16 protein-coding genes are annotated in these 21,191 nt (G+C 68.1%); 8 read left to right on the top strand and 8 right to left on the bottom strand.

What is annotated here, in order from left to right; all coding sequences use genetic code 11:
* Positions 1-19: 19 nt before the first annotated feature.
* The 3 genes from ACZ5BU_RS01735 (at position 20) to ACZ5BU_RS01725 (ending at position 4,434) form a co-directional block, all read left to right on the top strand.
* Positions 20-2,773, top strand: coding sequence for a Calx-beta domain-containing protein (locus tag ACZ5BU_RS01735; RefSeq protein ID WP_465694734.1), 2,754 nt, complete (start codon positions 20-22; stop codon positions 2,771-2,773).
* Between the two features lie 121 nt (positions 2,774-2,894).
* Positions 2,895-4,085, top strand: a complete 1,191-nt coding sequence (gene moeZ / locus ACZ5BU_RS01730; RefSeq protein ID WP_465694732.1) for an adenylyltransferase/sulfurtransferase MoeZ — start codon at positions 2,895-2,897, stop codon at positions 4,083-4,085.
* A gap of 82 nt (positions 4,086-4,167) precedes the next feature.
* Positions 4,168-4,434 (top strand): DUF2277 domain-containing protein, encoded by a 267-nt coding sequence (locus ACZ5BU_RS01725; protein WP_427889793.1) that lies wholly within the window; start codon positions 4,168-4,170, stop codon positions 4,432-4,434.
* 162 nt (positions 4,435-4,596) lie between these two features.
* Here the strand turns inward: ACZ5BU_RS01725 and ACZ5BU_RS01720 are convergent, their stop codons facing one another.
* On the bottom strand, positions 4,597-4,785 hold the full coding sequence (locus ACZ5BU_RS01720; RefSeq protein WP_465694731.1) for a hypothetical protein: 189 nt from the start codon (positions 4,783-4,785) through the stop codon (positions 4,597-4,599).
* Positions 4,786-5,412: 627 nt separating this feature from the next.
* Between ACZ5BU_RS01720 and ACZ5BU_RS01715 the strand changes: the two genes are divergently transcribed.
* The 4 genes from ACZ5BU_RS01715 to ACZ5BU_RS01700 all read left to right on the top strand — a co-directional run bounded on the left by ACZ5BU_RS01715 (position 5,413) and on the right by ACZ5BU_RS01700 (position 13,098).
* Complete coding sequence (locus tag ACZ5BU_RS01715) at positions 5,413-6,252, top strand: TIGR03560 family F420-dependent LLM class oxidoreductase (protein ID WP_465694730.1); 840 nt, start codon at positions 5,413-5,415, stop codon at positions 6,250-6,252.
* 31 nt (positions 6,253-6,283) lie between these two features.
* Entirely contained in the window at positions 6,284-6,580 is a 297-nt protein-coding gene (locus tag ACZ5BU_RS01710; protein ID WP_465694728.1) for an MGMT family protein, read from the top strand.
* A gap of 78 nt (positions 6,581-6,658) precedes the next feature.
* Positions 6,659-9,877 carry an ATP-dependent helicase gene (locus ACZ5BU_RS01705; RefSeq protein ID WP_465694727.1) on the top strand — a complete coding sequence of 1,073 codons (3,219 nt, stop codon included), beginning with the start codon at positions 6,659-6,661 and terminating at the stop codon, positions 9,875-9,877.
* Entirely contained in the window at positions 9,877-13,098 is a 3,222-nt protein-coding gene (locus ACZ5BU_RS01700; RefSeq protein ID WP_465694726.1) for a UvrD-helicase domain-containing protein, read from the top strand. The genes ACZ5BU_RS01705 and ACZ5BU_RS01700 overlap by 1 nt, the downstream gene beginning before the upstream one ends.
* Before the next feature lie 23 nt (positions 13,099-13,121).
* On the opposite strand, the gene ACZ5BU_RS01695 is transcribed toward ACZ5BU_RS01700, so the two are convergent.
* From ACZ5BU_RS01695 to ACZ5BU_RS01665, 7 genes are all read right to left on the bottom strand, one after another.
* Positions 13,122-13,664 carry a Uma2 family endonuclease gene (locus tag ACZ5BU_RS01695; protein WP_465694724.1) on the bottom strand — a complete coding sequence of 181 codons (543 nt, stop codon included), beginning with the start codon at positions 13,662-13,664 and terminating at the stop codon, positions 13,122-13,124.
* Between the two features lie 125 nt (positions 13,665-13,789).
* Positions 13,790-14,287, bottom strand: a complete 498-nt coding sequence (locus tag ACZ5BU_RS01690; RefSeq protein WP_465694723.1) for a Uma2 family endonuclease — start codon at positions 14,285-14,287, stop codon at positions 13,790-13,792.
* Positions 14,288-14,540: 253 nt separating this feature from the next.
* Entirely contained in the window at positions 14,541-16,226 is a 1,686-nt protein-coding gene (locus ACZ5BU_RS01685; protein WP_465694722.1) for an IucA/IucC family protein, read from the bottom strand.
* On the bottom strand, positions 16,226-16,813 hold the full coding sequence (locus ACZ5BU_RS01680; RefSeq protein WP_465694720.1) for a GNAT family N-acetyltransferase: 588 nt from the start codon (positions 16,811-16,813) through the stop codon (positions 16,226-16,228). The genes ACZ5BU_RS01685 and ACZ5BU_RS01680 overlap by 1 nt, the downstream gene beginning before the upstream one ends.
* A gap of 88 nt (positions 16,814-16,901) precedes the next feature.
* Positions 16,902-18,467: an acyl-CoA synthetase gene (locus ACZ5BU_RS01675; protein WP_465694719.1), complete on the bottom strand. Its 1,566-nt coding sequence runs from the start codon at positions 18,465-18,467 to the stop codon at positions 16,902-16,904.
* On the bottom strand, positions 18,467-19,591 hold the full coding sequence (locus tag ACZ5BU_RS01670) for a DUF5938 domain-containing protein (RefSeq protein ID WP_465694718.1): 1,125 nt from the start codon (positions 19,589-19,591) through the stop codon (positions 18,467-18,469). The genes ACZ5BU_RS01675 and ACZ5BU_RS01670 overlap by 1 nt, the downstream gene beginning before the upstream one ends.
* A complete protein-coding gene (locus ACZ5BU_RS01665) occupies positions 19,591-20,397 on the bottom strand; it encodes an SDR family NAD(P)-dependent oxidoreductase (RefSeq protein ID WP_465694716.1) in 807 nt (268 codons plus the stop codon). The genes ACZ5BU_RS01670 and ACZ5BU_RS01665 overlap by 1 nt, the downstream gene beginning before the upstream one ends.
* Before the next feature lie 156 nt (positions 20,398-20,553).
* On the opposite strand from ACZ5BU_RS01665, the gene ACZ5BU_RS01660 reads away from it, so the two are divergent.
* The gene (locus tag ACZ5BU_RS01660) at positions 20,554-21,189 is read left to right on the top strand and encodes a TetR/AcrR family transcriptional regulator (protein ID WP_465694715.1); all 636 of its coding nucleotides are present in this window, start codon (positions 20,554-20,556) and stop codon (positions 21,187-21,189) included.
* The last annotated feature ends 2 nt before the right edge of the window (positions 21,190-21,191 follow it).

The following is a 21,191-nucleotide window of genomic DNA, read 5'->3' as shown; positions in this document are numbered from 1 at the left end:
GTCGGGTCAACTTGGGCGCGTGATTGGCAGAACCGCCCGAAATCTGTCGTTGGGGATCGCCGTACTGCTGGGGGTGGGGTCGCTGCCGGCGACCGCCGCACCCCCAGTTGTTGCTCAAAGCAACCAGTGGGACGTGCGACCGCTCGCAGTCGGCTATCAACTGACCCTGCACCTCGACGCGCCCGCACAGATGCGCGCGTCCCTTCCGCTGTTGGAGGTCGACGGCAATCCCTTAGGCGTCGCCAAGCAGTCCCCGGACCGCAAGACCCTGACCCTGGTCACTACCGACCCGTCTGTCGTCACCGCGCACGACGTACGGCTGGTGTGGTCCGGTGATCTCGGTAAAGAGTCCAGCAAGAGCCGCAACATCACAGCGGCCGCGGGGCCGACCGACGCCGACTGGTTGAAAGCACGGCGCGGCCCGTTGCTCCCGTCGGACCCTGGAGCGCTGGGCAAGTACCAGGTGGACACGGCTGAGTACAACCTCGGTGACGAGGCCGTCTACCTGCCTGGTCTAGCGCATCGGTCCGAGCTGCGCGGCAAGGTCTACTCACCGCACGGTGCTGTCGGTCCGCGGCCCGTGGTCGTCTTCCTGCACGGCCGGCACGAGGCCTGCTACGGCGACCCCGCTGGTCCCGGAGACGACCAGAAGCCCTGGCCATGTCCGCCAGGGGAGAAGCCGGTCCCCAGCTACCGCGGGTACGACGGGCCGGCGACAGCGCTGGCCAGCAACGGGTACCAGGTCATATCGATCAGCGCGAACGCCGTCAACGCCTGGGACGGCGACGCGTACGACGCGGGGGCCCAAGCGCGGGCCGAGCTGATCCTCGACCACCTGGCGCTGTGGCGTAAGTGGTCGACCGGCGGCGGTGGACCGTTCGGGACACGCTTCGTCGGCAAACTGAACCTCCAGGACGTGGGCCTGATGGGGCACTCCCGCGGTGGTGAAGGCGTCGCCAGAGCTGCCCAGTTGAACGCGGACCGCGGTGGCCAGTTCGGCATCCGCGCGGTACTACCCCTCGCTCCTACCGACTTCGCACGCTCCACCGTTCCGGGCGTCGCCATGAGCGTCGTACTGCCGTACTGCGACGGTGACGTGTCCGATCTGGAAGGGCAGCTGTTCTACGACGACACCAGGTACGCCGTTGACGGTGACACCGCGCCCCGCTCGACCGTGCTGGTGATGGGCGCCAACCACAACTTCTTCAACACCGAGTGGACTCCTGGGCAGTCGACTGCGCCGTCGATCGACGACTGGTTCGGCGACGAGAAGGCGTCACCCTGTGGAGCGAAGTACGCGGGCAGGTTGACCCCGAAGCAGCAGCAGGCTGTGGGTACGGCGTACGTCGCGGGCTTCTTCCGCTTGCACTTGGGGCACGAGACGCAGTTCCTGCCACAGTTCGACGGCTCCGACTCGCGGGCCGCGTCTGCTGGGAAGGCCGTCGTACGTGTGACCTCTCAGGCACCGTGGACGTCGCGGGAGGATCTGAACCACTTCGACAAGGCCCTGCCTGCTGGAGCGGTCAGCGGGAAGGCTACGGCGACGGTGTGCGCCGGTGTGACCAGTACTGCGGTCAGAGCTGCTCTACCGACCTGCATGACCACGGACGACTGGGCAAACGCACCTCACTGGACCACGGCCTGGTTCGCCTCCAAAACACCGACCACGGCTGTCACCAGGCTCAAGTGGACCGGCACGGATGGAGTAGTGCGCGTCAACGTACCCGCCTGGCAGCGGGACGTACGGCGGTTCGCTGCACTCACGTTCCGCGCCGCACCGGACCCGGCTGGTGCGCCGAAGACCGACCTGACTGTCCGTCTCGTCGACGGGCACGGCAGAGCTGCCGCCGTACCGGTGTCAGCTGTCAGCGACGCACTCGTGCGGATGCCCGGTGCCAACGACAGCGGTCTACCCAAGAACCTGCTGCGGACAGTACGTATCCCCGTGGCATCGCTGAAGGGCGTAGATCTGAGCGATGTGCGGACCGTGGAGCTGAGGACAGACCGGGTCGCCAAGGGATCGGCGTACGTGAGTGACTTGGCCTTCTCGTCGCCAGGGCTCGGGCTGTCGGCACCTGCGGTCCTGCTGCCGAAGTTGTCCGCGTCGAACGTCACCGTGAAGGAGGGGGACAAGGGGACGCACACAGCGGACTTCTGGGTCCGCCTGTCGCGGCCGTGCATTCGACCGGTCAGTGTGTACGCCGAGACGAACGGAGACCTCGGTACGTCCGTCGGCGAGGTAGCGCAGCACCTGGTGTTCAAGCCGGGACAGGTACGCCAGAAGGTGACCGTACCGATCGTCGGGAACACCCGGGACAGCTACGACCTGCCGTTCAGCCTGGTGCTGTCCGTACCGCACGACGCGCTGCTGGACCAGTCCTTCGGGCACGGGCTCGTCAAGGACGACGACCCGACACCGAAGCTGACCCTCGGCAACGTCAAGACCGTGGAGAAGAACGGTGTGGTCGACTTCCCGGTCAAGCTGTCCGCGCCGAGCGACAAGTACGTCACGTTCGCCGGCGTGCTCAAGGACGGTACGGCGGTGATCCGCAAGGACTACCGCAGCGTCAACGACGGCGGCACCGGCCCGGTGGACCGCGCCATCGACGGGTACGTCGAACCCGGCAAGACCACGGGTGAGCTCCAGGTGCGGATCCTGGACGACCGGGTCAAGGAGCCGGCCGAGACCTTCAGCGCGCTGATCAGCACGGTCGACGGCGCCGTACTGAAGGTCCCGAGGACGCTCACCGTCACGATCACCGACAACGACTGAGACGCGGGTACCGGGATGTGGACTCTGTCGGGGGTGCTTGAAAGAGTGCGGGAACATGGAGGCGGGACGGATGGTTGAAAACCATCACACCCCGTCCGATGTCTTCCTGAGGAGCCGACACGTGTCTTTGCCACCGCTGGTCGAACCGGCCGACGAGCTCACGATCGACGAGGTGCGGCGGTACTCGCGGCACCTGATCATCCCCGAGGTCGGGATGGCCGGGCAGAAGCGGCTGAAGAACGCCAAGGTGCTGGTGATCGGCGCCGGCGGTCTCGGCAGCCCGGCCCTGCTCTACCTGGCCGCGGCCGGGGTCGGCACGCTCGGCATCGTCGAGTTCGACACCGTCGACGAGTCCAACCTGCAGCGCCAGGTCATCCACGGTCAGTCCGACGTGGGCAAGTCCAAGGCGCAGTCCGCGCGCGAGTCCATCCTCGAGGTGAACCCGTACACGAACGTCGTCCTGCACGAGACCCGGCTGGACAACGACAACGTGTTCGAGATCTTCGAGCCGTACGACCTGATCGTCGACGGCACCGACAACTTCGCCACCCGCTACCTGGTGAACGACGCCGCGGTGCTGCTGCACAAGCCGTACGTCTGGGGCTCGATCTTCCGCTTCGACGGCCAGGTCAGCGTGTTCTGGGCCGACAACGGCCCGTGCTACCGCTGCCTGTACCCGGAGCCCCCGCCGCCCGGCATGGTCCCGTCCTGCGCCGAGGGCGGCGTCCTCGGCGTGCTCTGCGCGTCGGTCGGCGCCGCGCAGGTCACCGAGGCGATCAAGCTGCTCACCGGCATCGGCGACCCGTCGCTGGGCCGGCTGAACATCTACGAGGCGCTCGACCTCAACTGGCGTTCGCTGAAGGTCCGCAAGGACCCGAACTGCGCCATCTGCGGCGAGAACCCGACCGTCACCGAGCTGATCGACTACGAGAGCTTCTGCGGCGCGATCACCGAGGAGGCGGCCGACGCGGCCGTCGGCTCGACGATCTCGGTCAAGCAGCTCAGCGAGTGGATCAAGCTCAAGGAGAACGGCGAGAAGGACTTCGTCCTGATCGACGTCCGGGAGCCGAACGAGTACGAGATCAACCGGATCCCGGGCTCGGTGCTGATCCCGAAGGCGGACTTCCAGACCGGGGTGGCGCTGGAGAAGCTGCCGCAGGACAAGCAGCTGGTCTTCCACTGCAAGTCCGGCGTCCGCTCCGCCGAGGTCCTCGCCATCGCCAAGGGCGCCGGCTTCTCCGACGCCGTGCACGTCGGCGGCGGCGTGGTCGCCTGGGTCGACCAGATCGACCCGAGTCAGCCTTCTTACTGAACGGAAGCGATCGCCTCGGTGGCTACAGGATCACCTGTAACCACCGGGGCGCTGCTACTGACGGCGCGTACTGTCTTATGGCATGTGCAGAAACATCACAGTGCTCCGGGGACTCGAGCCGTCCGCGACCTCCGAGGAGATCTACGCGGCCGCACTGCAGTACGTCCGCAAGGTGACCGGCGTCGGCTCGCTGAGCGCGACCACCCGCGGCCCGATCGAACGTGCCGCCACCGAGGTCGCCCGCATCACCGAACAGCTCCTCGACGAAATGCCGGCCCGCCGCACCCCACCCCAGACCGTGCCGCCGCTGCGCCGGCCGGAGGTCCGCGCACGCCTCGGACTCGACTAAGGCCCTGTCTGGCAATCCAGCGCCTACTGCGGGGCACTCGGCACGGCACCTCGCCGCACGGGTGCAAAGGCCACGATGCTCCGCATCGAGACCTTCGCCCCCGCACGCCGAGCTACCGCACCGAGCACCTCCTCGCTACGGCGCTGGATTACCAGACAGGACCTAGTTCGCGATCTCCGGCAGGAACGCCGCCAGCGCGCTGACGGCGAGCGGTGCCAGGACGCCGACCAGCGTCAGCGGATTCCGTACGAACGGTACGTCGAGGTGCAGCAGGTGCTCGATCCGCGCGCGTTCCTCGGCCCACTCGACGGTCGGCCGCCCGGTCTTGGGCAGCGGGCACACGTGCTCCACGAACTTCCGCGCGGCACTCGGCGTGTGCGAGCCAGACGACGGCGAGCCAGGGGACCGCGGCGACCAGCGCGGCGATCAACACGAGATCCGTTCGGGTCTGCAGGTAATGCACCGGCACGACCGGCCCGCGTGTGTGGACGGTCAGCCGGTACACGGCGATCGCCGTCGCGCCGGCTCCGGCCGCGAACGGGTAGTTCCGCCGGCGTAGCGCCTCGGGGCGGAAGCCCCAGTTGTGCGGGAGTTGCAGGATGCGGATCGCCTGCACTGTCAGCAGGATGAAAAGGACCAGCGCCGCGGCGCTGACGGATCGCCATACCGTCCACGGCACACCCGCGACGAACGTTTTGCTCTGTTCGGTGCCCTTCGCGTCGTCGACGCCGAGCAGGAACTCGAAGACGAACGCGAGCCCGATGATCAGGACGCTGAGCAGCGGCGGCGGCAGCTTCGTCCAGAGGCGTCCTCGGCCAGCTCTCGTGGCAGTTCACCGAACATGCAGCCCCCTCGCCCCAGACCCTGGTCCAAGTCTCCCGAGCGGACGGGGTCTTCGCCTGCTGGTCCCGGCGAGCCGTTCGCAGGGACGGGGTAATGTCTGCCTCCGGGAAACGGTTGCCTTCAGGGAGGCGCGGGATGCGGTTCGCGATCAAGACCAGGCCGGAGCACACCACCTGGCAGCAGATGCGGGACGTGTGGGTGGCGGCGGACGACTTCGAGATCTTCGAGTCCGCCTGGCACTGGGACCACTTCTACCCGCTCACGGGTGACATGCAAGGCCCGAACTTGGAGGCCTGGACCACGCTCGCCGCGCTCGCGGAGGCGACGTCGCGGATCCGGCTCGGCTGCCAGGTGACCGGGATGATCTACCGGCACCCGGCCGTGCTCGCGAACATGGCCGCGACGACCGACATCATCTCGGGCGGCCGCCTCGAGCTCGGCATCGGCGCCGGCTGGAACGAGATGGAGACCGCGGCGTACGGCATCGAGCTGTACGGGCTGAAGGAGCGCTTCGACCGCTTCGACGAGGGTACGCAGGCGATGATCGCGCTGCTCACCGAGAAGGTCGCGAACTTCGACGGCAAGTACGTCAAGCTCACCGACGCGTACTGCAACCCTAAGCCGGTGCAGACGCCGCACCCGCCGATCACCATCGGCGGTAAAGGCCCGAACCGGACCCTCCGCGCGGTCGCCAAGTGGGCGCAGCAGTGGAACGTGATCGTCCCGAACCCGCAGGAGTGGAAGGCGCTCAAGGACGTCCTCGTACAGCGCTGCGAGGAGGTCGGCCGCGACGTCGACGAGATCACCTGCTCGGTGAACGTCCGGATCGACGCGGACGGCCCCCTCGACAAAGCGGTCGCCGAGGCCGCTGCGTACGGCGAGGCCGGCGTCGACCTGGTGATCATGAACCTTCCGCTGGACGCCCCGCCGTCCGTCCTCGAGCCGCTCGCGAAGGCGCTCGCCCCGCTCGCCTAGATCGTCCCCGGCTGCGTTTAGATTGGGCCTCGTGGAGCGGGAGGAGTACGTCGAGGCGGTGCTGCAGGCCGTGGAGTCGATCCCGGAGGGCAGCGTCGCGACGTACGGCGACATCGCCGAGTACGTCGGCCAGGGCGGACCGCGGCAGGTCGGCGCGATCATGCGCGAGTACGGCGCGAGCGTGCCGTGGTGGCGGGTGATCCGTGCGTCCGGCGTACCGGCCGACGAGGTCGGGGACGAGCAACTGCACCGGCTCCGGTCGGACGGTGTACGGATCACCAACGGCCGCGTCAACCTCCGCGAGGCGCGATGGGATCCGCGGGTCTGACCGTCCGGTTTCCGACGATCTGTGGACCGGGCGGGGTGCCCGTCAGGTTTTGTCGGTGGGGTCTGCTGGGATAGGGCGATGGTCGGCAGACAGGGTTCCCGGTACCGGTTGGTGCGGGAGGTGGCGCACAAGGCGGAAACGCCTGTCCTGGATGCCGATCAGCAAGCCGTCGTGGATCACGCCGGCGGGCCGCTCCTCGTTCTCGCGGGCCCGGGCACGGGGAAGACGACGACGTTGGTGGAAGCCGTCGTCGACCGCGTCCGCAACCGTGGGCTCAGTCCGGACGAGGTGCTCGTGCTGACCTTCGGGCGGAAGGCGGCGACCGAGCTCCGCGACCGGATCACCGGGCGGCTGGGGCGGACGACGCGGGTGATGCCGTCGATGACCTTCCACTCGTTCTGTTACGCGTTGCTGCGCCGGTTCACTCCAGCAGATGCGTTCGACGTACCGCTGCGACTGCCTTCCGGACCGGAGCAGTCGTTGCGGTTGACGGAGGCGTTGTCGGGCAGCCGTGAGGTCGGGGCGGTGCACTGGCCGGGCAGCCTGCATCCGGCGTTGAAGACGCGCGGTTTCACCGACGAAGTGCAGGCGGTGATCGGCAAGGCTCGGCAGTTGGGACTCGACCCGGAGGACCTGTCCGAGATCGGGCGGTCGGCGGAGCGGGCCGAGTGGGTCGCGGTCGGCGACTTCTTCGAGGAGTACCTGCAGGTTCTCGACGCGGAGCAGGTGCTGGACTACTCGGAGCTGATCCATCGCGCGGTGATCCTGGCGCAGCAGCCGTCGGTGCAGGCGAAGTTGCGGACCGAGTTCAAGGCCGTGTTCGTGGACGAGTACCAGGACACCGATCCGGGGCAGACCAAGCTGTTGCAGGCGATCGCCGGCGACGGGCGCGACCTGGTCGTGGTCGGCGATCCGGATCAGTCGATCTACACGTTCCGCGGCGCGGACGTACGCGGGCTGCTGCGGTTCACCGACGAGTTCCGCACCCGCGACGGTGCGGAGGCGGCGCAGATCGCGTTGGGTATGACGCGACGCTTCGGCACCACCCTGCAACGCGTCTCGCGGAACGTCGTCAACCGGCTCGGCGTACCGGGTTCGCTGGACCGGGACACGTTCGAACGGTTCCGCAACCCGGACGCGTCGTCGTGTGTGTTCGGCCCGGGAAAGGTCGAGGCGAATCTGTACTCGACCAGCGGGGCCGAGCTCGAGCACATCGCGGACCTGCTCCGGCGGGCGCACGTTCAGGACGGCATCGGCTGGAGCGAGATGGCGGTGCTCGTCCGCTCCGGCAGTCGTTCGATTCCGCCGTTGCGCCGGGCGCTGGCGGCGGCCGGTATCCCGGTCGACGTCGCGGGTGACGAGTTGCCGCTGTCGCGTGAGCCTGCGGCCCGGCCGATGCTGCTCGCGCTGCGGGCGGTGGCGGATCCGGAGACGCTTACCGTCGACGTCGTACGGGCGCTGGCGCTGTCGCCGTTGGGGGCGATGGATGCTGGGCAGTTGCGGCGGCTGGCGCGCGTACTGCGTCGGCGGGACAGGGATGCGGCGGGTGGCCAGCGGTTGCCGCGGTCGTCGGACGAGCTGCTGCGGGAGGCGATGCTGAACCCGTTGCTCCTCGACGAGGAGGCGTCGCCGGCCGAGGCGCGGTTCGCGGCGCTCGGCGAGCGGTTGCTCAAGGCAAGGAACATCGTGACCGCGGGCGCGGCGCCGGACGAGGTGATGTGGTCGCTCTGGGCGGACTCGCCGTGGCTGCGGCGGCTGCGCGGTCAGGCCGCGTCGGGCGGCGAGACCGCCCGGACCGCGAACCGGGACCTGGACTCGTTGTGCGCGTTGTTCGACGCCGCCGGGCGGGCCGAGGAACAGGTTGGTTTCAAAGGGGTTTCGGCGTTCCTGTCGGAGTTGGAGTCGCTGGACATCGCGGGCGACAACCGGTTCGACGGGACCTACCGCGAGGCCGGCGTTCAGCTGATGACCGCGCACCGGTCGAAGGGCCTGCAGTGGCGGCTGGTCGTGGTCGCCTCGGTGCAGGAGGGGCAGTGGCCGGACCTGCGGCGACGCGGGTCGCTGCTGGAGCCGGACCGGTTGGGTCCCGACGGGCTGATCGATCCGTTGTCGGCGGGTGCGCTGCTCGCCGAGGAGAGACGGTTGTTCTACGTGGCGATCACCCGGGCACGTGAGCGGTTGATCGTGACCGCCGTACAGGCGCCCGAGGCCGACGGCGATCAGCCTTCCCGATTCCTTGCCGAGCTGGACATTCCTTTGAAACTGGTGGCGGGAAGGCCGCGGCGGCCGCTGTCGCTGCCGGGCCTGGTCGCGGATCTGCGCTGTGTGCTGGCGGATCCGGCGTCGTCGCCCGCGTTGAAGCGGGTCGCGGCGGATCGGCTGGCGCAGCTGGCGTCGGCGGTCGACGACCGCGAGGAGGCCCTGGTGCCGACGGCGGATCCGGCGCGGTGGTGGGGCGTACGGGAACGGACCGAGTCGGTGCGGCCGATCGCGGATCCGTCGCAACCGGTGCCGCTGTCCGGGAGTGCGTTGACGACGATCGTGGACTGTCCGCTGCGGTGGTTCCTGACCCGGCGCGCGGGTGGCGAGACGCCGAGCACGTCGGCCATCGGGTTCGGCATGGTGCTGCACACGTTGGCCGATGCGGTCGCGACCGGGACGTTGCCGCCGTCGGTCGACGAGCTGAACGGGTGGCTCGACAAGGTGTGGACGCAACTCGAGTTCGAGTCGGCGTGGATCTCGGACCGGGAGCGGGTCGAGGCGGAGCAGGCGCTGCGCCGGTTCGTCGCCTGGCACCAGGGGCGGCCGGATCGCACGCTGGTCGGCACCGAGGTCGACTTCGACGTACTGCTCCCCGACGAGGAACACCCGGCGGTTCGGGTGAAGGGGCGGATGGACCGGATCGAGAAGGACGCCGAGGGTACGGTCCGGGTCGTCGACCTGAAGACCGGGCGGACCGTTCCGACCAAGCCGGCGCTGGCGCGGCACGTGCAGCTGGCGATCTACCAGCGCGCGATCAACTCCCGCCAGCTGAAGAAGCTCGGCGAGGACGCGGTCGCCGGCGGTGCCGAACTGGTGCAGCTGCGGCACGACGACAACGGCGGCTTCCCGAAGGTCCAGCACCAGGGCCCCCTGGAGACCGACGAGGACGGCAGGACGTGGCTCGACGAGGCCGTCGACGACGCCGCGCAGTTGATCCGCTCCGAGGATTTCGTTGCCAAACGCAACGATGGCTGCACCCGTTGCGAGGCCCGCGCGCTCTGCCCCATCCAACCCGAAGGCCGGGAGATCGTCTGATGGCTGTCGAGCTGCGGACCACCGCCGACCTCTGCGACCTGCTGGGGATCCCGTTCTCCGATCAGCAACTCGCCGCGATCACCGCACCGCTCGCGCCTGGAGTGATCGTGGCGGGGGCCGGGTCGGGGAAGACGACCGCGATGGCCGCCCGGGTGGTGTGGCTGATCTGCACGGGGCAGGTCAAGCCGGAGGAAGTGCTCGGGCTGACGTTCACCAAGAAGGCCGCGAACGAGCTGGACGTACGGATTCGTGACGACCTGACGAAGGCCGGCGTCCTCGGATCGACGTTGCCGAAGGACCAGCACCCGATCCTCGCCGCGCACCTGCGCAGCAACATCCCGAACTGGGAGCCCGAGGAACCAGGCGAACCGGTCGTCTCGACGTACCACGCCTTCGCCGGCACGCTGATCGCGGAGCACGGGCTGCGGCTCGGCCTCGAGCCGGATTCACGCGTGCTGGCCGACGCGACCCGGTTCCAGCTCGCCGGCCGAGTGGTACGGCGGTCCGCCGGGCCGATCCGGTTCGCGTCGCACCACGTACCGACGCTCGTGAACAGCCTGCTCGCGCTCGACGGTGAGCTCGCGGACCACCTGCTCCGGCCCGACGACATCCGCGACCACGACGACGCCGTACGGCAGGAGGTCGCCGCGGCGCGGAAGCAGACCGTCGAGGTACGCAAGCTCGCGGAGACCGCCTTGAAGCGTGGGGAGATCCTGCAGCTCGTCGAGGAGTACCAGGTGTACAAGGGGGAGCGCGGCGTCGTCGACTTCGCCGACCAGATGGCGCTCGGGGCCCGGCTCGCGGAGGAGTGCCCAGAGGTGGCCGCGGTCGAGCGCGGTCGGTACAAGGTGGTGCTGCTGGACGAGTACCAGGACACCTCGGTGTCGCAGCGCCGGATGCTCACCGCACTCTTCGCCGCGGGTGATGGGCGCGGGCATCCGGTCACCGCCGTCGGGGATCCTTGTCAGGCGATCTACGGGTGGCGCGGTGCTTCGGTGGCGAACCTGGACGAGTTCCCGACGCATTTCCCACAGGCCGACGGTTCACCCGCCCAGCGGTACGTACTGAGCGTCAACCGCCGGTGCGGCAGCCGGATCCTTGCCGCGGCGAACCAGCACGCGGCCGAGCTGTACGAACAGCATCCCGGGGTGATCCCGCTCGAGGCTCCCGCGGATGCGCCGGAGGGCGCGATCACGGTCGGCTTGTTCGAGACGCGCTCGCAGGAGGTCGAGTGGGTCGCCGACGCGATCGTCGCCGCGCACCGGACCCGGAACCGCCGGTGGAAGGACATCGGCATCCTGATGCGCACGAACGTCGACCTCAGCGCGGTGCACGAGGCGCTGATCGCGCGCAAGGTCCCGGTCGAGGTGGTCGGCCTCGGCGGGCTGCTCGCGCTGCCCGAGGTCGTCGACGTGGTCGCGACGCTGCAGGCCGTCAACGACCTGACCGCGAACGCGGCGATGCTGCGGATCCTGACCGGTCCGCGGTACCGGATCGGTCATCGCGATCTTGCCCTGCTCGCGAACCGTGCCCGGATGCTCGCCGACGCGGGATCGCATCAGGCGACCGATCTGGTGTCCGCGCTGGACGCTGCCGTCGCCGGCATGGACTCGACCGAGGTCAGCTCGCTCGCCGAGGCTGTCGACGACCCCGGTCCGTTGGAGTACGCACCGGAAGCGCTGGTGCGCTTCAAGGAACTGTCGACCGAGTTGCGCGAGCTCCGCGCGCACGCGGGCGAGCCGCTGCTGGACCTGGTCCGCCGGGTGATCAGCACGATCGGCCTGGACGTCGAGCTGACCGCGACACCGGACCACGTCGACGCCGGGCGCCGCGACCACCTCGCCGCGTTCCTCGATGCCGTCGGCAACTTCGTGTCGACCGAGTCCGACGGGTCGCTCGACGGTCTGCTCGCGTACCTCGCCGCCGAGGAGGAGTACGCCGCCGGCCTCGACCTCGCCGTACCGAGTGAGGCCGACTCGGTGAAGCTGCTCACCACGCACCGGTCGAAGGGCCTCGAATGGCCGGTGGTGTTTGTACCGACCCTGGTGTCGAAGGTGTTTCCCTCGGACCGCGGGCGGGCCAAGTGGACGACGAACGCGAAGGTGCTGCCGTGGCCGCTGCGCGGTGACGCCGACACGCTGCCCGACATCCACGACCTCACGAATACCGGGCTGAAGGCGTTCGCCGACGAGTGCAAGGAGATGAACGCGCTGGAGGAACGGCGGCTGGGGTACGTCGCCTTCACCCGCGCGAAGGAGTTGCTGGTCGCGACCGGGCACTGGTGGGGGCCGACGCAGAAGCGGCCGCGCGGTCCGTCGTCGTACCTCGAGACCCTGAAGAAGCACGCGGGGGAACGGGTGATCGCGTGGGCGGAGCAGCCCGAGCTCACCGACGAGAACCCCGAGCTCGCGGAGCAGACCCAGGCGCCGTGGCCCACGCCGTACGACCGGGACTCCTTCCAGCGCCGGCTGGAAGCGGTCGCGCTGGTCGAGCAGGCACGCTTGGAAGGTCCGTCGGTTGAGGCGGAGGAGTCGCTGCTGCTCGACGAGCAGGCGACGGTCGCCCGGTGGGACTCCGAGCTCGAGCGGTTGTTGTCCGAGGCAAAGGAAAGCCGGAGCCGGAAGGCGTACGACGTAACGCTTCCGGCCGCCCTATCCGCGACCCAGCTGATGCGCCTGGCGAAGGACCCGGACGGCCTCGCCGCGGAACTCGCCCGTCCGATGCCGCGCAAGCCCAACCGGGCGGCGCGGTTCGGCACCCGCTTCCACGCCTGGGTGGAGAGCTACTTCGGCCAGCAACTACTCCTCGACCCCGACGACCTCCCCGGCGCCGCGGACGAGGACATCGTCGACGACACCGACCTCACCGACCTGATGGACGCCTTCCGCGACGGCCCGTTCGGCGACACCACCCCGTACGAGATCGAGGCCCCGTTCGCCCTGGCCCTCGACGGCCGCGTCATCCGCGGCCGGATCGACGCCGTCTACCAGGCCGTCCGCCCCGACGGCTCCCGCGGCTACGACGTCATCGACTGGAAAACCACCCGCGGCGAAACCGCCGACCCCCTCCAGCTGGCCATCTACCGAGTCGCCTGGTCCGAACTCATGAACATCCCCCTGAACCAGATCACCGCCGCCTTCTACTACGTCCGCACCGGCGACATCATCCGCCCCGACAACCTCCCCGACAAACAGTCCCTCACCACCCTCCTGAACGGCTGACCGACGCTCGTGGCACTGGGCGGCTAGTGGAGACGGAACAGGTCGGCCGGCACGATGCGCACCGGGAACGGTGACGTCGCGTCGAAGGCGTTGTCGCCGTGAACGACATCTCGCTCGACGTATGCGCCGTCCACCAGTTCGAGCACGGTGAGGCTTTCCTTGTCCGGATCCAGGATCCAGTAGGAGCGAACTCCCGCCTGCTCGTAGACTCCCCGCTTCAGCAGCAGATCGATCATCCTCGAACTCGGGGAGAGGATCTCGACCGCGAGCAGCAGCGGCCTCTCAGCATGCTGCGGATTGGTGTCGCCCGGACCGCAAACGAGAACGTCAGGCTGCAACGAACGCGTGGACGTCGGCCGGTAATCGAACGGCGCTTCGAAGATGTCCAATCCGCCAGGCGACGCAAGTCTCAGTTGGAAGTGAAGTTCTGCGGCGGCTCGCTGGTGAATCCGGGAAGGTCCAGGAGTCACGAACAGCCCACCATCGATGATCTCGCGCCGCCGACCGTCTTCGGGCGCGGTGTCGAGGTAAGCCAAGCTATAAGCCCCTGACTCGAGTTGTTCCACGGACACAATGGTGCCTCCTTCTCGGCCACCGGACCAGCATGGCCGCACGTGGTGGCTGTTCGGTGCCGTTTTGGCGATCTGCCCCGGGCTGCCCCGCAATCTGCCCCGGGATGCCCCGGTTCGCGTCATTTTGTGAGGGTTGCGGGGGCGAGGGTGATGGGGAAGGGGTGGGTTGTTCGGAAGGACTCCTCGGATTGGACTACGGCTTGGCAGGTGTAGCCGTTCGGGGTCAGTTCGAGGATGGTGAGTTCTTGGGCGGTGGGGTCGAGGAGCCAGTACGACGGGACACGGTGGGTCTCGTAGAGAGTGCGTTTGAGGACTACGTCGGTGGTTCGCGTGGCGGGGGAGAGGACCTCCACGGCCAGGACGGGTGGGGTGGTCAGGAGCTGGGCGTCGGTGCGGTGGCAGACCAGGAGGTCCGGGCGCAGCGACGTGTTCACGGTGGGTCGGAAGTCCAGGGAACCGACGGCGACGAGCAGGTCCGGTGGGCAGGCGTGTTTCAGCTGCACCATGAGGGCGATCAAGGCCGCGTGGTGGGCGGGTGGTTGTGGTCCGGTGACGAGGAGGCGGCCGTCGACAACCTCGTACCGCCGCCCGTCACGTGTGGCTTCCGCTGTCGGCACCACCCCAGCGTGACCTATTTCGTCGTACCCCCGCGGAAGTTGTCCACAGCCCCCCGCACCCCGCCGGCCTCTGCGTGCCGCGCCGATCAGGACTCCTTCGGGGCATCTTTGAGAAGCCACCAACCGTTTCGGTGGTCTTGGAATGATCGGTGGCTTCTCAAAGTCGCCGGGGTCGCCGGGGTCGCCGGGGTCGCGGGGGTCGCGGGTGCGGTCGCGGCCGTGGACAGTTCGACGCGCTGGCGGGCGCACGTTGTCAGTGGGCCAGTGGGTTGTCCAGGGTGCCGGCGAACTGGAGGGAGCCGGCGACGTCGGTGAGGTCGACCATTTGCTGGTTGTTGCGGAGTTGCAGGCGGTTCAGGCAGGACAGGGCGAACGACGGCGCGAAGATGTCGTACTTCGCGAACGCCTCCGCCAGCTCCGGCGTCGCCGCCTGGTAGTCGCGCACCGCCGTCCCGACGACCGACCAGAACTCGGAGACCGTCAGCAACCCTTCCCGATCCAGCAGCGGCGCGAGGAACCGGAAGATGCAGTCGAACACGTCGGTGAAGATCGACAGCAACTTCTCGTCGTCCGGTACGTCGGCCCGCACCCGCTCCGCCTCCGGCGGCAGGTCGGTCGACGGACTCAGTACGGCGATCTCCTCCGCGATGTCCTTCATGATCACCCGGACCGGGATCGCGTCGCGCAGTACGAGGATCAGGTTCTCGCCGTGCGGCATGAACACCAGCTCGTACGCGTAGAAGCTGTGCAGCAACGGGATCAGGTACGCGTCGACGTACGCACGCACCCAGTCCGCCGGCGCCAACCCGGACGCGCGCACCAACGCCGCCGCCAACGAGGCGCCATGCCGATCGACGTGCAGCAACGACGCCATCGTCGCGAGCCGCTCGCCCGGTTCCAGCGACGGCACCGGGCTCTCCCGCCAGAGCGCCGACAACATCTTCCGGTACGGCGATGTCTGGTCCGTCGCGTTCTCGTAGTACCGGTTGTGGTACCCGACCGCGGCGATCTCCCGCAGTACGGTGAACCCGTACCGCTTGAAAACAAGGTCGTTCGACACGACCGAATGAACCCAGTCGTTGATCGCCGGCGTCGCCGCCATGTACGACGGCGACAACCCACGCATGAATCCCATGTTCAGCACCGACAACGCGGTCTTCACATAACACCGTGATGGTGCCGACCGGTTGAAGAACGTCCGGATCGACTGCTGCGGCTGATAGACGTCCTCCGTCGACCCGAGGTGGACGATATGCCCCAAAGCGATGTCGGCCGCAAAGGTGATGGAGGTCTTGTTGTCCCACTGCCACGGATGCACCGGCAGGTAGACGTACTCCGCCGGATCGGCAACGGCCGCGAACCGCTCCAACACGCCGGACCCCAACTCCAACCGCATCAACTCGTCGAAATTCACCGACGAACTGCAGGACACGGTGGCTCGGTCCCGACGGACAGCGATCCACGTCAACCGCACACCCGCACCGGTCTCCGGCGCGTACGCCAGATAGTCCGACAGCCCGAACCCGAGCCGCCCGTTGTTCGCGACGAAACACGGATGCCCCTCCGTCATTGCGGCCTCGATGGTCTGGAAGTCTGCGCCGACCAGCTCCGCGGCGGTCAGATCCGGTTTCGACAACTTGTACGCCGCCGACGCCAACGTGCTGCTGATCTCCTCGAGGTACACAGGCAGCATCTCCCGCCCGATCCCGAGCTGCTCGTGGAACTCGGTGACGAACTCCAAGGCGTCGACCGGCAACCCGTCGGAACGCATCACCGACGAGATATCCCAATGATTCAAGGGATAACGTCGCGCCGCGAACCGGTAACACCCGACGACGTACTCATTGCCATCGGCAACCGGCTGCAGAATCCGCTCGTGCGTGAACTCCGCCAGCGCTTTCCGTACCAGCGCCTGACTGACCACAGCCCACGAATCCATCAGCCCGCCTCGTTCGTCCGCAACGCGTTGGCGTACTGGTCGCGAGTACAGAAACTCAACCACGCCTGCTTGTCCGGCAACGACACGATGCTGTGCTTGCGGAATCCCATCCGGGCGTTCAGCGCCTGGATCTTCGTGTTCCGTACGTCGGGCTCGACCACGACCCGGTCCACCAGCGGATCGCTGAACAGGCAGTCCATGATCGTCTCGAGCACCGCCCCGGTGAACCCGGCGAGGCGCACCACCGGCGCCCCGACCAATACGTGCATCCCGATATCGCCCGGCGCGACGTCGTACACCTGCCCGACCGCGTCGTACGCCGGCAGGTATCGCTCCACCAGGAACGCCGCCCGCCCGTCGTGCTCGCCGAGAAGGGTCTGGTGGTGCGCAGTCGAAGCGATCCGCTCGTACTCCGCGCGGACGTCAGCGACGGACGCCCGCAGCAGCCCCCAGTACTGCGCGTACGGCTGAGTGACCCAGCTGTGCACGACCTCCACGTCGGCGTCGAGGTCGAACGGCCGGAGGCTGAGGGCGCCGAGACCGGGGACGAAACGCCGGTACGTCGGCTCGGGCAGTGCTCTGGTCATAGCAGACTCCAAGGGCGGCGGGGTTAGCTAAGCCTTACCTTACTCACCTTGGAACTGGACCCCGCAAGTAGTCCGTGCGACGGATACGTCACATCGCTGCTAGGCGGGCCTTGATGTCCGGCTTGACCACCTTGCCGACCTTCGAGCGGGGCAGGTCCGGCCAGACCAGGACCTCCTTCGGGGCCTTGACGCTGCCGATGCGTGCCTTCGCGAACGCGATCAGCTCGGCAGCGTCCACCGACGCCCCCGGCTGGAGCTGTACGACGGCGACCACCCGCTCGCCCCACTTCTCGTCGGGCTGCCCGATCACGGCACAGTCCTGTACGGCGGCGTGCGCCATCAGGGCCTGCTCGACCTCGGTGGAGTACACGTTGAAGCCACCGGTGATGATCATGTCCTTGGCCCGGTCGACGATGTACAGGTAGTTGTCGTCGTCCAGGTAGCCGATGTCGCCGGTGTGGTGCCAGCCGTACGCCGAAGCCGCTTCGGTCGCCTCGGGGTTCTGGTAGTACCCCTTCATCACCAGCGATCCGCGGACCACGATCTCGCCGCGTTCCCCGTGCGGCAGCAGTGTGCCGTCCGCGCCCATGATCGCCACCGTGACGAGGGGGGACGGCCGTCCCGCGGATGACAGCCGTCCCCGGGCGATGTTGCCGCCGGCATCGAAGTGTGCGGCGGGCGGCAACATCGAGATCATCATCGGCGCCTCGGTCTGCCCGAACAGCTGCGCCATCACCGGACCGATCCGCTGCAGCGCCTCTTCGAGCCGGGCCACCGACATCGGCGCGGCGCCGTACCAGAAGCACCGCAACGACGACAGGTCGGTGGAGTCGAGCTCCGGCGCCGCCAGCACCATGTAGATCAGCGTGGGTGGCAGGAACGTGTGCGTCACCCCGTGTCGCGGTATGAGCTCCAGGAACGTGTGTACGTCGGGAGTGCGCATGATCACGATCTCGCCGCCGGACGCGAGCACCGGGAAGCACAGCACACCCGCTGCGTGTGTGAGCGGCGCCAGCGCCAGGTACACCGGGCGTGAACCGAACGGGTAGCCCATCAACGTGAGCGCGGTCATCGCCTCCAGGTTGCCGTTGCCGAGCATGACCCCCTTCGGGCGCCCGGTCGTCCCTCCGGTGCCGACGATCATCGCCAGGTCGTCGGGGGAGGTGAGATCGGGTGCCGGCTGGGACGCGCCCCCGCAGAACGCGTCCCAGCCGACGGTGCTCCGGCCGTTGGGGTGGGGGTCTTGGCCGGAGCGGGAGGGCTCGCTGTCCAGGCAAACGAAGGTGTGCACCTTGGGCAGTGAGTCCCGTATGCGGTCCACCAGGGGCGCGAACGCCGCCTGGTAGATGAGTACTTCACAGTCGAACTGGTCGAGCAGTTCCCGGTTCTCGGCCGCCTCGTTGCGCGGGTTGATCGGGCACCAGACCGCACCGGCCCGGCTGATCCCGAACACGCAACCGAACGCCACCGGGTCGTTCGCGGACAGGATCGCGACCTTCCCGCCGGGCCGTACGCCGGTCGCCGCCAGCGCACCCGCGACCCGGTACGAGAGCTGCTGTACGTCGGCGTACGTCAGCGTCTCGCCGTCCGTGGTGAGACAGGGGGCGTCCGGCGCCAGCGACGCCCCCTTGTCCAGATACTCGACCAGTCGCATCAGCGATACACCGTGATTTGTGGCTCCGACACCAGCCCGAAGCTCCGCAGTACGCCGAGCAGTTCGCGGTGACCGAACGCCTGGCAGCCACTCGCGAACCCGACCCGCTTCGGAGGTGTCTGCAGCAACGAGTACGCCGCGTACGCCTGCAGCAGACCGGTCTGCTGGTAGTTGCTGTTGCCGTGGATGACGCAGTGCGCCCGCCCGAGCGGACCGGACGCGTGGACAGAGTCCAGCGTCTTGTTGACGCGCGGGTTCTCCCGCGGCGGCATCTCGTTCATGACCTGGCGCGCAGTTGCGGTCAATGCCTCGTTGCGCTCGTCGGGCGCCATGTCCTTGGTCGCCTCCAGCGCCGCGGCAACGATCTGCGGTACGCCGTTCATCAGTGCAGCGTTGAAGACACCGCCCTGCGCTTTGCAGTTCGCAACGCGTGGATCGCGCTTGAACCACACAGGGTGTGACATGCCACCCCAGGGCAGCGACAGGGCCAGCTCGTGCTGTCCGGGAACGACCAGCTGGACCAGCCCTTGCGTGGTGAACTCGGTGTACTGGTTGTTCTCCAGATAGTGCGCCTTCGACGTCGCAGCGTTCACCAGGATCGTGCGCGTGGAGGCGATTGTCGGGCTGCCGCCCCAGAACACCGCGATGTCCAACGTGTCCAGCCCCGGCTGCTCGAGACACAGCTGCGCAGCGATCTCGCTGGTCGTGTACATCTGCGCGATCCCGGGCGCCAGCAGCAGACCGGCCTCGGCGAACTGCGGACCGTACTTCTCGTCGCAGGTCATCAGCCAGTCCTGCTCACCGGTCGTGTCGGTGTAGTGCACGCCGGCGGCCAGTGCGGCTTCTACCGCGGCCGAACCGAGCTCGCTGAACGGTCCGACGGTGTTCAGGACGACAGATGCGCCTTTGAACAGGTCGGTCAGCGACGCCGTGTCGTGGTCGACAGTGGCAATCTCGTAATCGGCCGTCTCGATGCCCGGGACATGCGCCTCCATCGAGGCCTTCAGCTTGGCCTCGTCGCGACCGGCGGCGACGAACGGGACGTGGTACTGGCGGAGGTACTCACACACCAGCCGGCCCGTGTAGCCGGAAGCTCCATAGACGACAACAGGCTTGGTAGCCATCACATCCCCATTCCGCCGTCGACCGGGAGGCCGATGCCAGTGATGAAGCGGGCCTCGTTGGACGCCAGGAAGACGACCGCGTCGGCCATGTCCGAGACCTCGCCCAGCCGGCCGGACGGAGTCAGTCCGATCACCGCGGCCACCGCGGCCTCGGGCGACTCGAACAGGCCGAGCTGGGCGACGTCGTTCGCCAGGCCGGCGCCCATCGCGGTCGGGACCAGGCCGGGGTAGATGCAGTTGACGCGGACGCCGTACCCGAGCTTGCCGGACTCCATCGCGGCCACCCGGGTGAGCCGGTCGACCGCGGACTTGGTCGCGGAGTACACCGCGATGCCGGGGAACGCGATCGTGGCCGCGACCGACGCGACGTTGATGATCGCGCCGCCCTGACCGGCCAGACCCTCGGGCCGCATCGTCCGCAGGCCCCACTTGATGCCGAGCGTGGTGCCGAGGACGTTCACCTCGAGCATCTTGCGGATCTGGTCCGCGGTGACCTCGGTGAGCAGGCTGGTGATCTCCACCCCCGCGTTGTTCACCAGGATGTCGAGACCGCCGAGGATGTCGTTGGCGGCGACCACCGCGTTCTCCCAGTCGCCGTCGTCGGTGATGTCGTGGGCGACGAAGCCGTTGCCGCCGCCGTACTCCTGGTCGAGCGCGTCCGCGACCGCTTCGCCCAGGTCCTTCTGGATGTCGCTGATCACGACTTTCGCGCCGGCCGCCGCGAGGGCGCGCGCCATGCCCTCGCCGAGACCCTGCGCGCCGCCGGTGACCAGGGCCTTGCGGCCGGTGAGATCGAGTGAACCCATCTGAAGCTCCCTTGCTCGTACGGGTGACCACAGCCTGGCCACGCTTTTGACACTCGTCAAGACTTTGTTTGACACTTGTCAAGAAAATCTCCCGCGCCGGGACGCGCCTGGCCCGGCGCGGGGTACTCTGACGCAACGAGTCGAGCAGAAGAGTGGGTGAGTGCTGTGGTGTCCGCCGCTGAGGAGCGACCTGCCCGCGTCTCGGGGATCGACAAGATCGAGCGCCGCCGGGTCGCGCTGGCCGAGTCCGCGCTGAAGACCCTCGGCGAACTCGGGTACGCCCGCACCAGCCTGCGCGAGATCGCGAACAACTCCGAGTTCACGCACGGCGTCGTGCACTACTACTTCCGCGACAAGATCGACCTGATCAGCTACTGCGTGCGCTACTACAAGACCAAGTGCGCCCGGCGGTACGACGAGGTCGTGGAGACCGCGACGTCCGCGGAGGACCTCGCGACCGGCTTCCTGGGCAAGATGACCCAGACGCTGGTCGAGGAGACCCCGATGCACAAGCTCTGGTACGACCTGCGCGCGCAGAGCATGTTCGAGGAGCAGCTGCGCCCGGACGTCGAGGCGATCGACAAGCTGCTCGAGGACATGATCTGGCGGATCCTCTCCCGGTACGCCGATCTCACCGAGACGATCCCGACCGTGGACGCGCCAACCGCGTACGCCCTGGTCGACGGCCTGTTCGAACAGGCCGTGGTGGGCTACGCCGCGAACCCGGACAAGGCGCCGGCACTACTGACCGACCGCATCCTGCAGGTGCTGCCCAAGTTGGTCGCGGCGTAGCT

The sequence above is a fragment of the Kribbella sp. NPDC031520 genome, assembly GCF_055580825.1.
The sequence above is the reverse complement of the archived record's forward strand: the minus strand, read 5'-3'. Positions and strand labels throughout refer to the sequence as shown.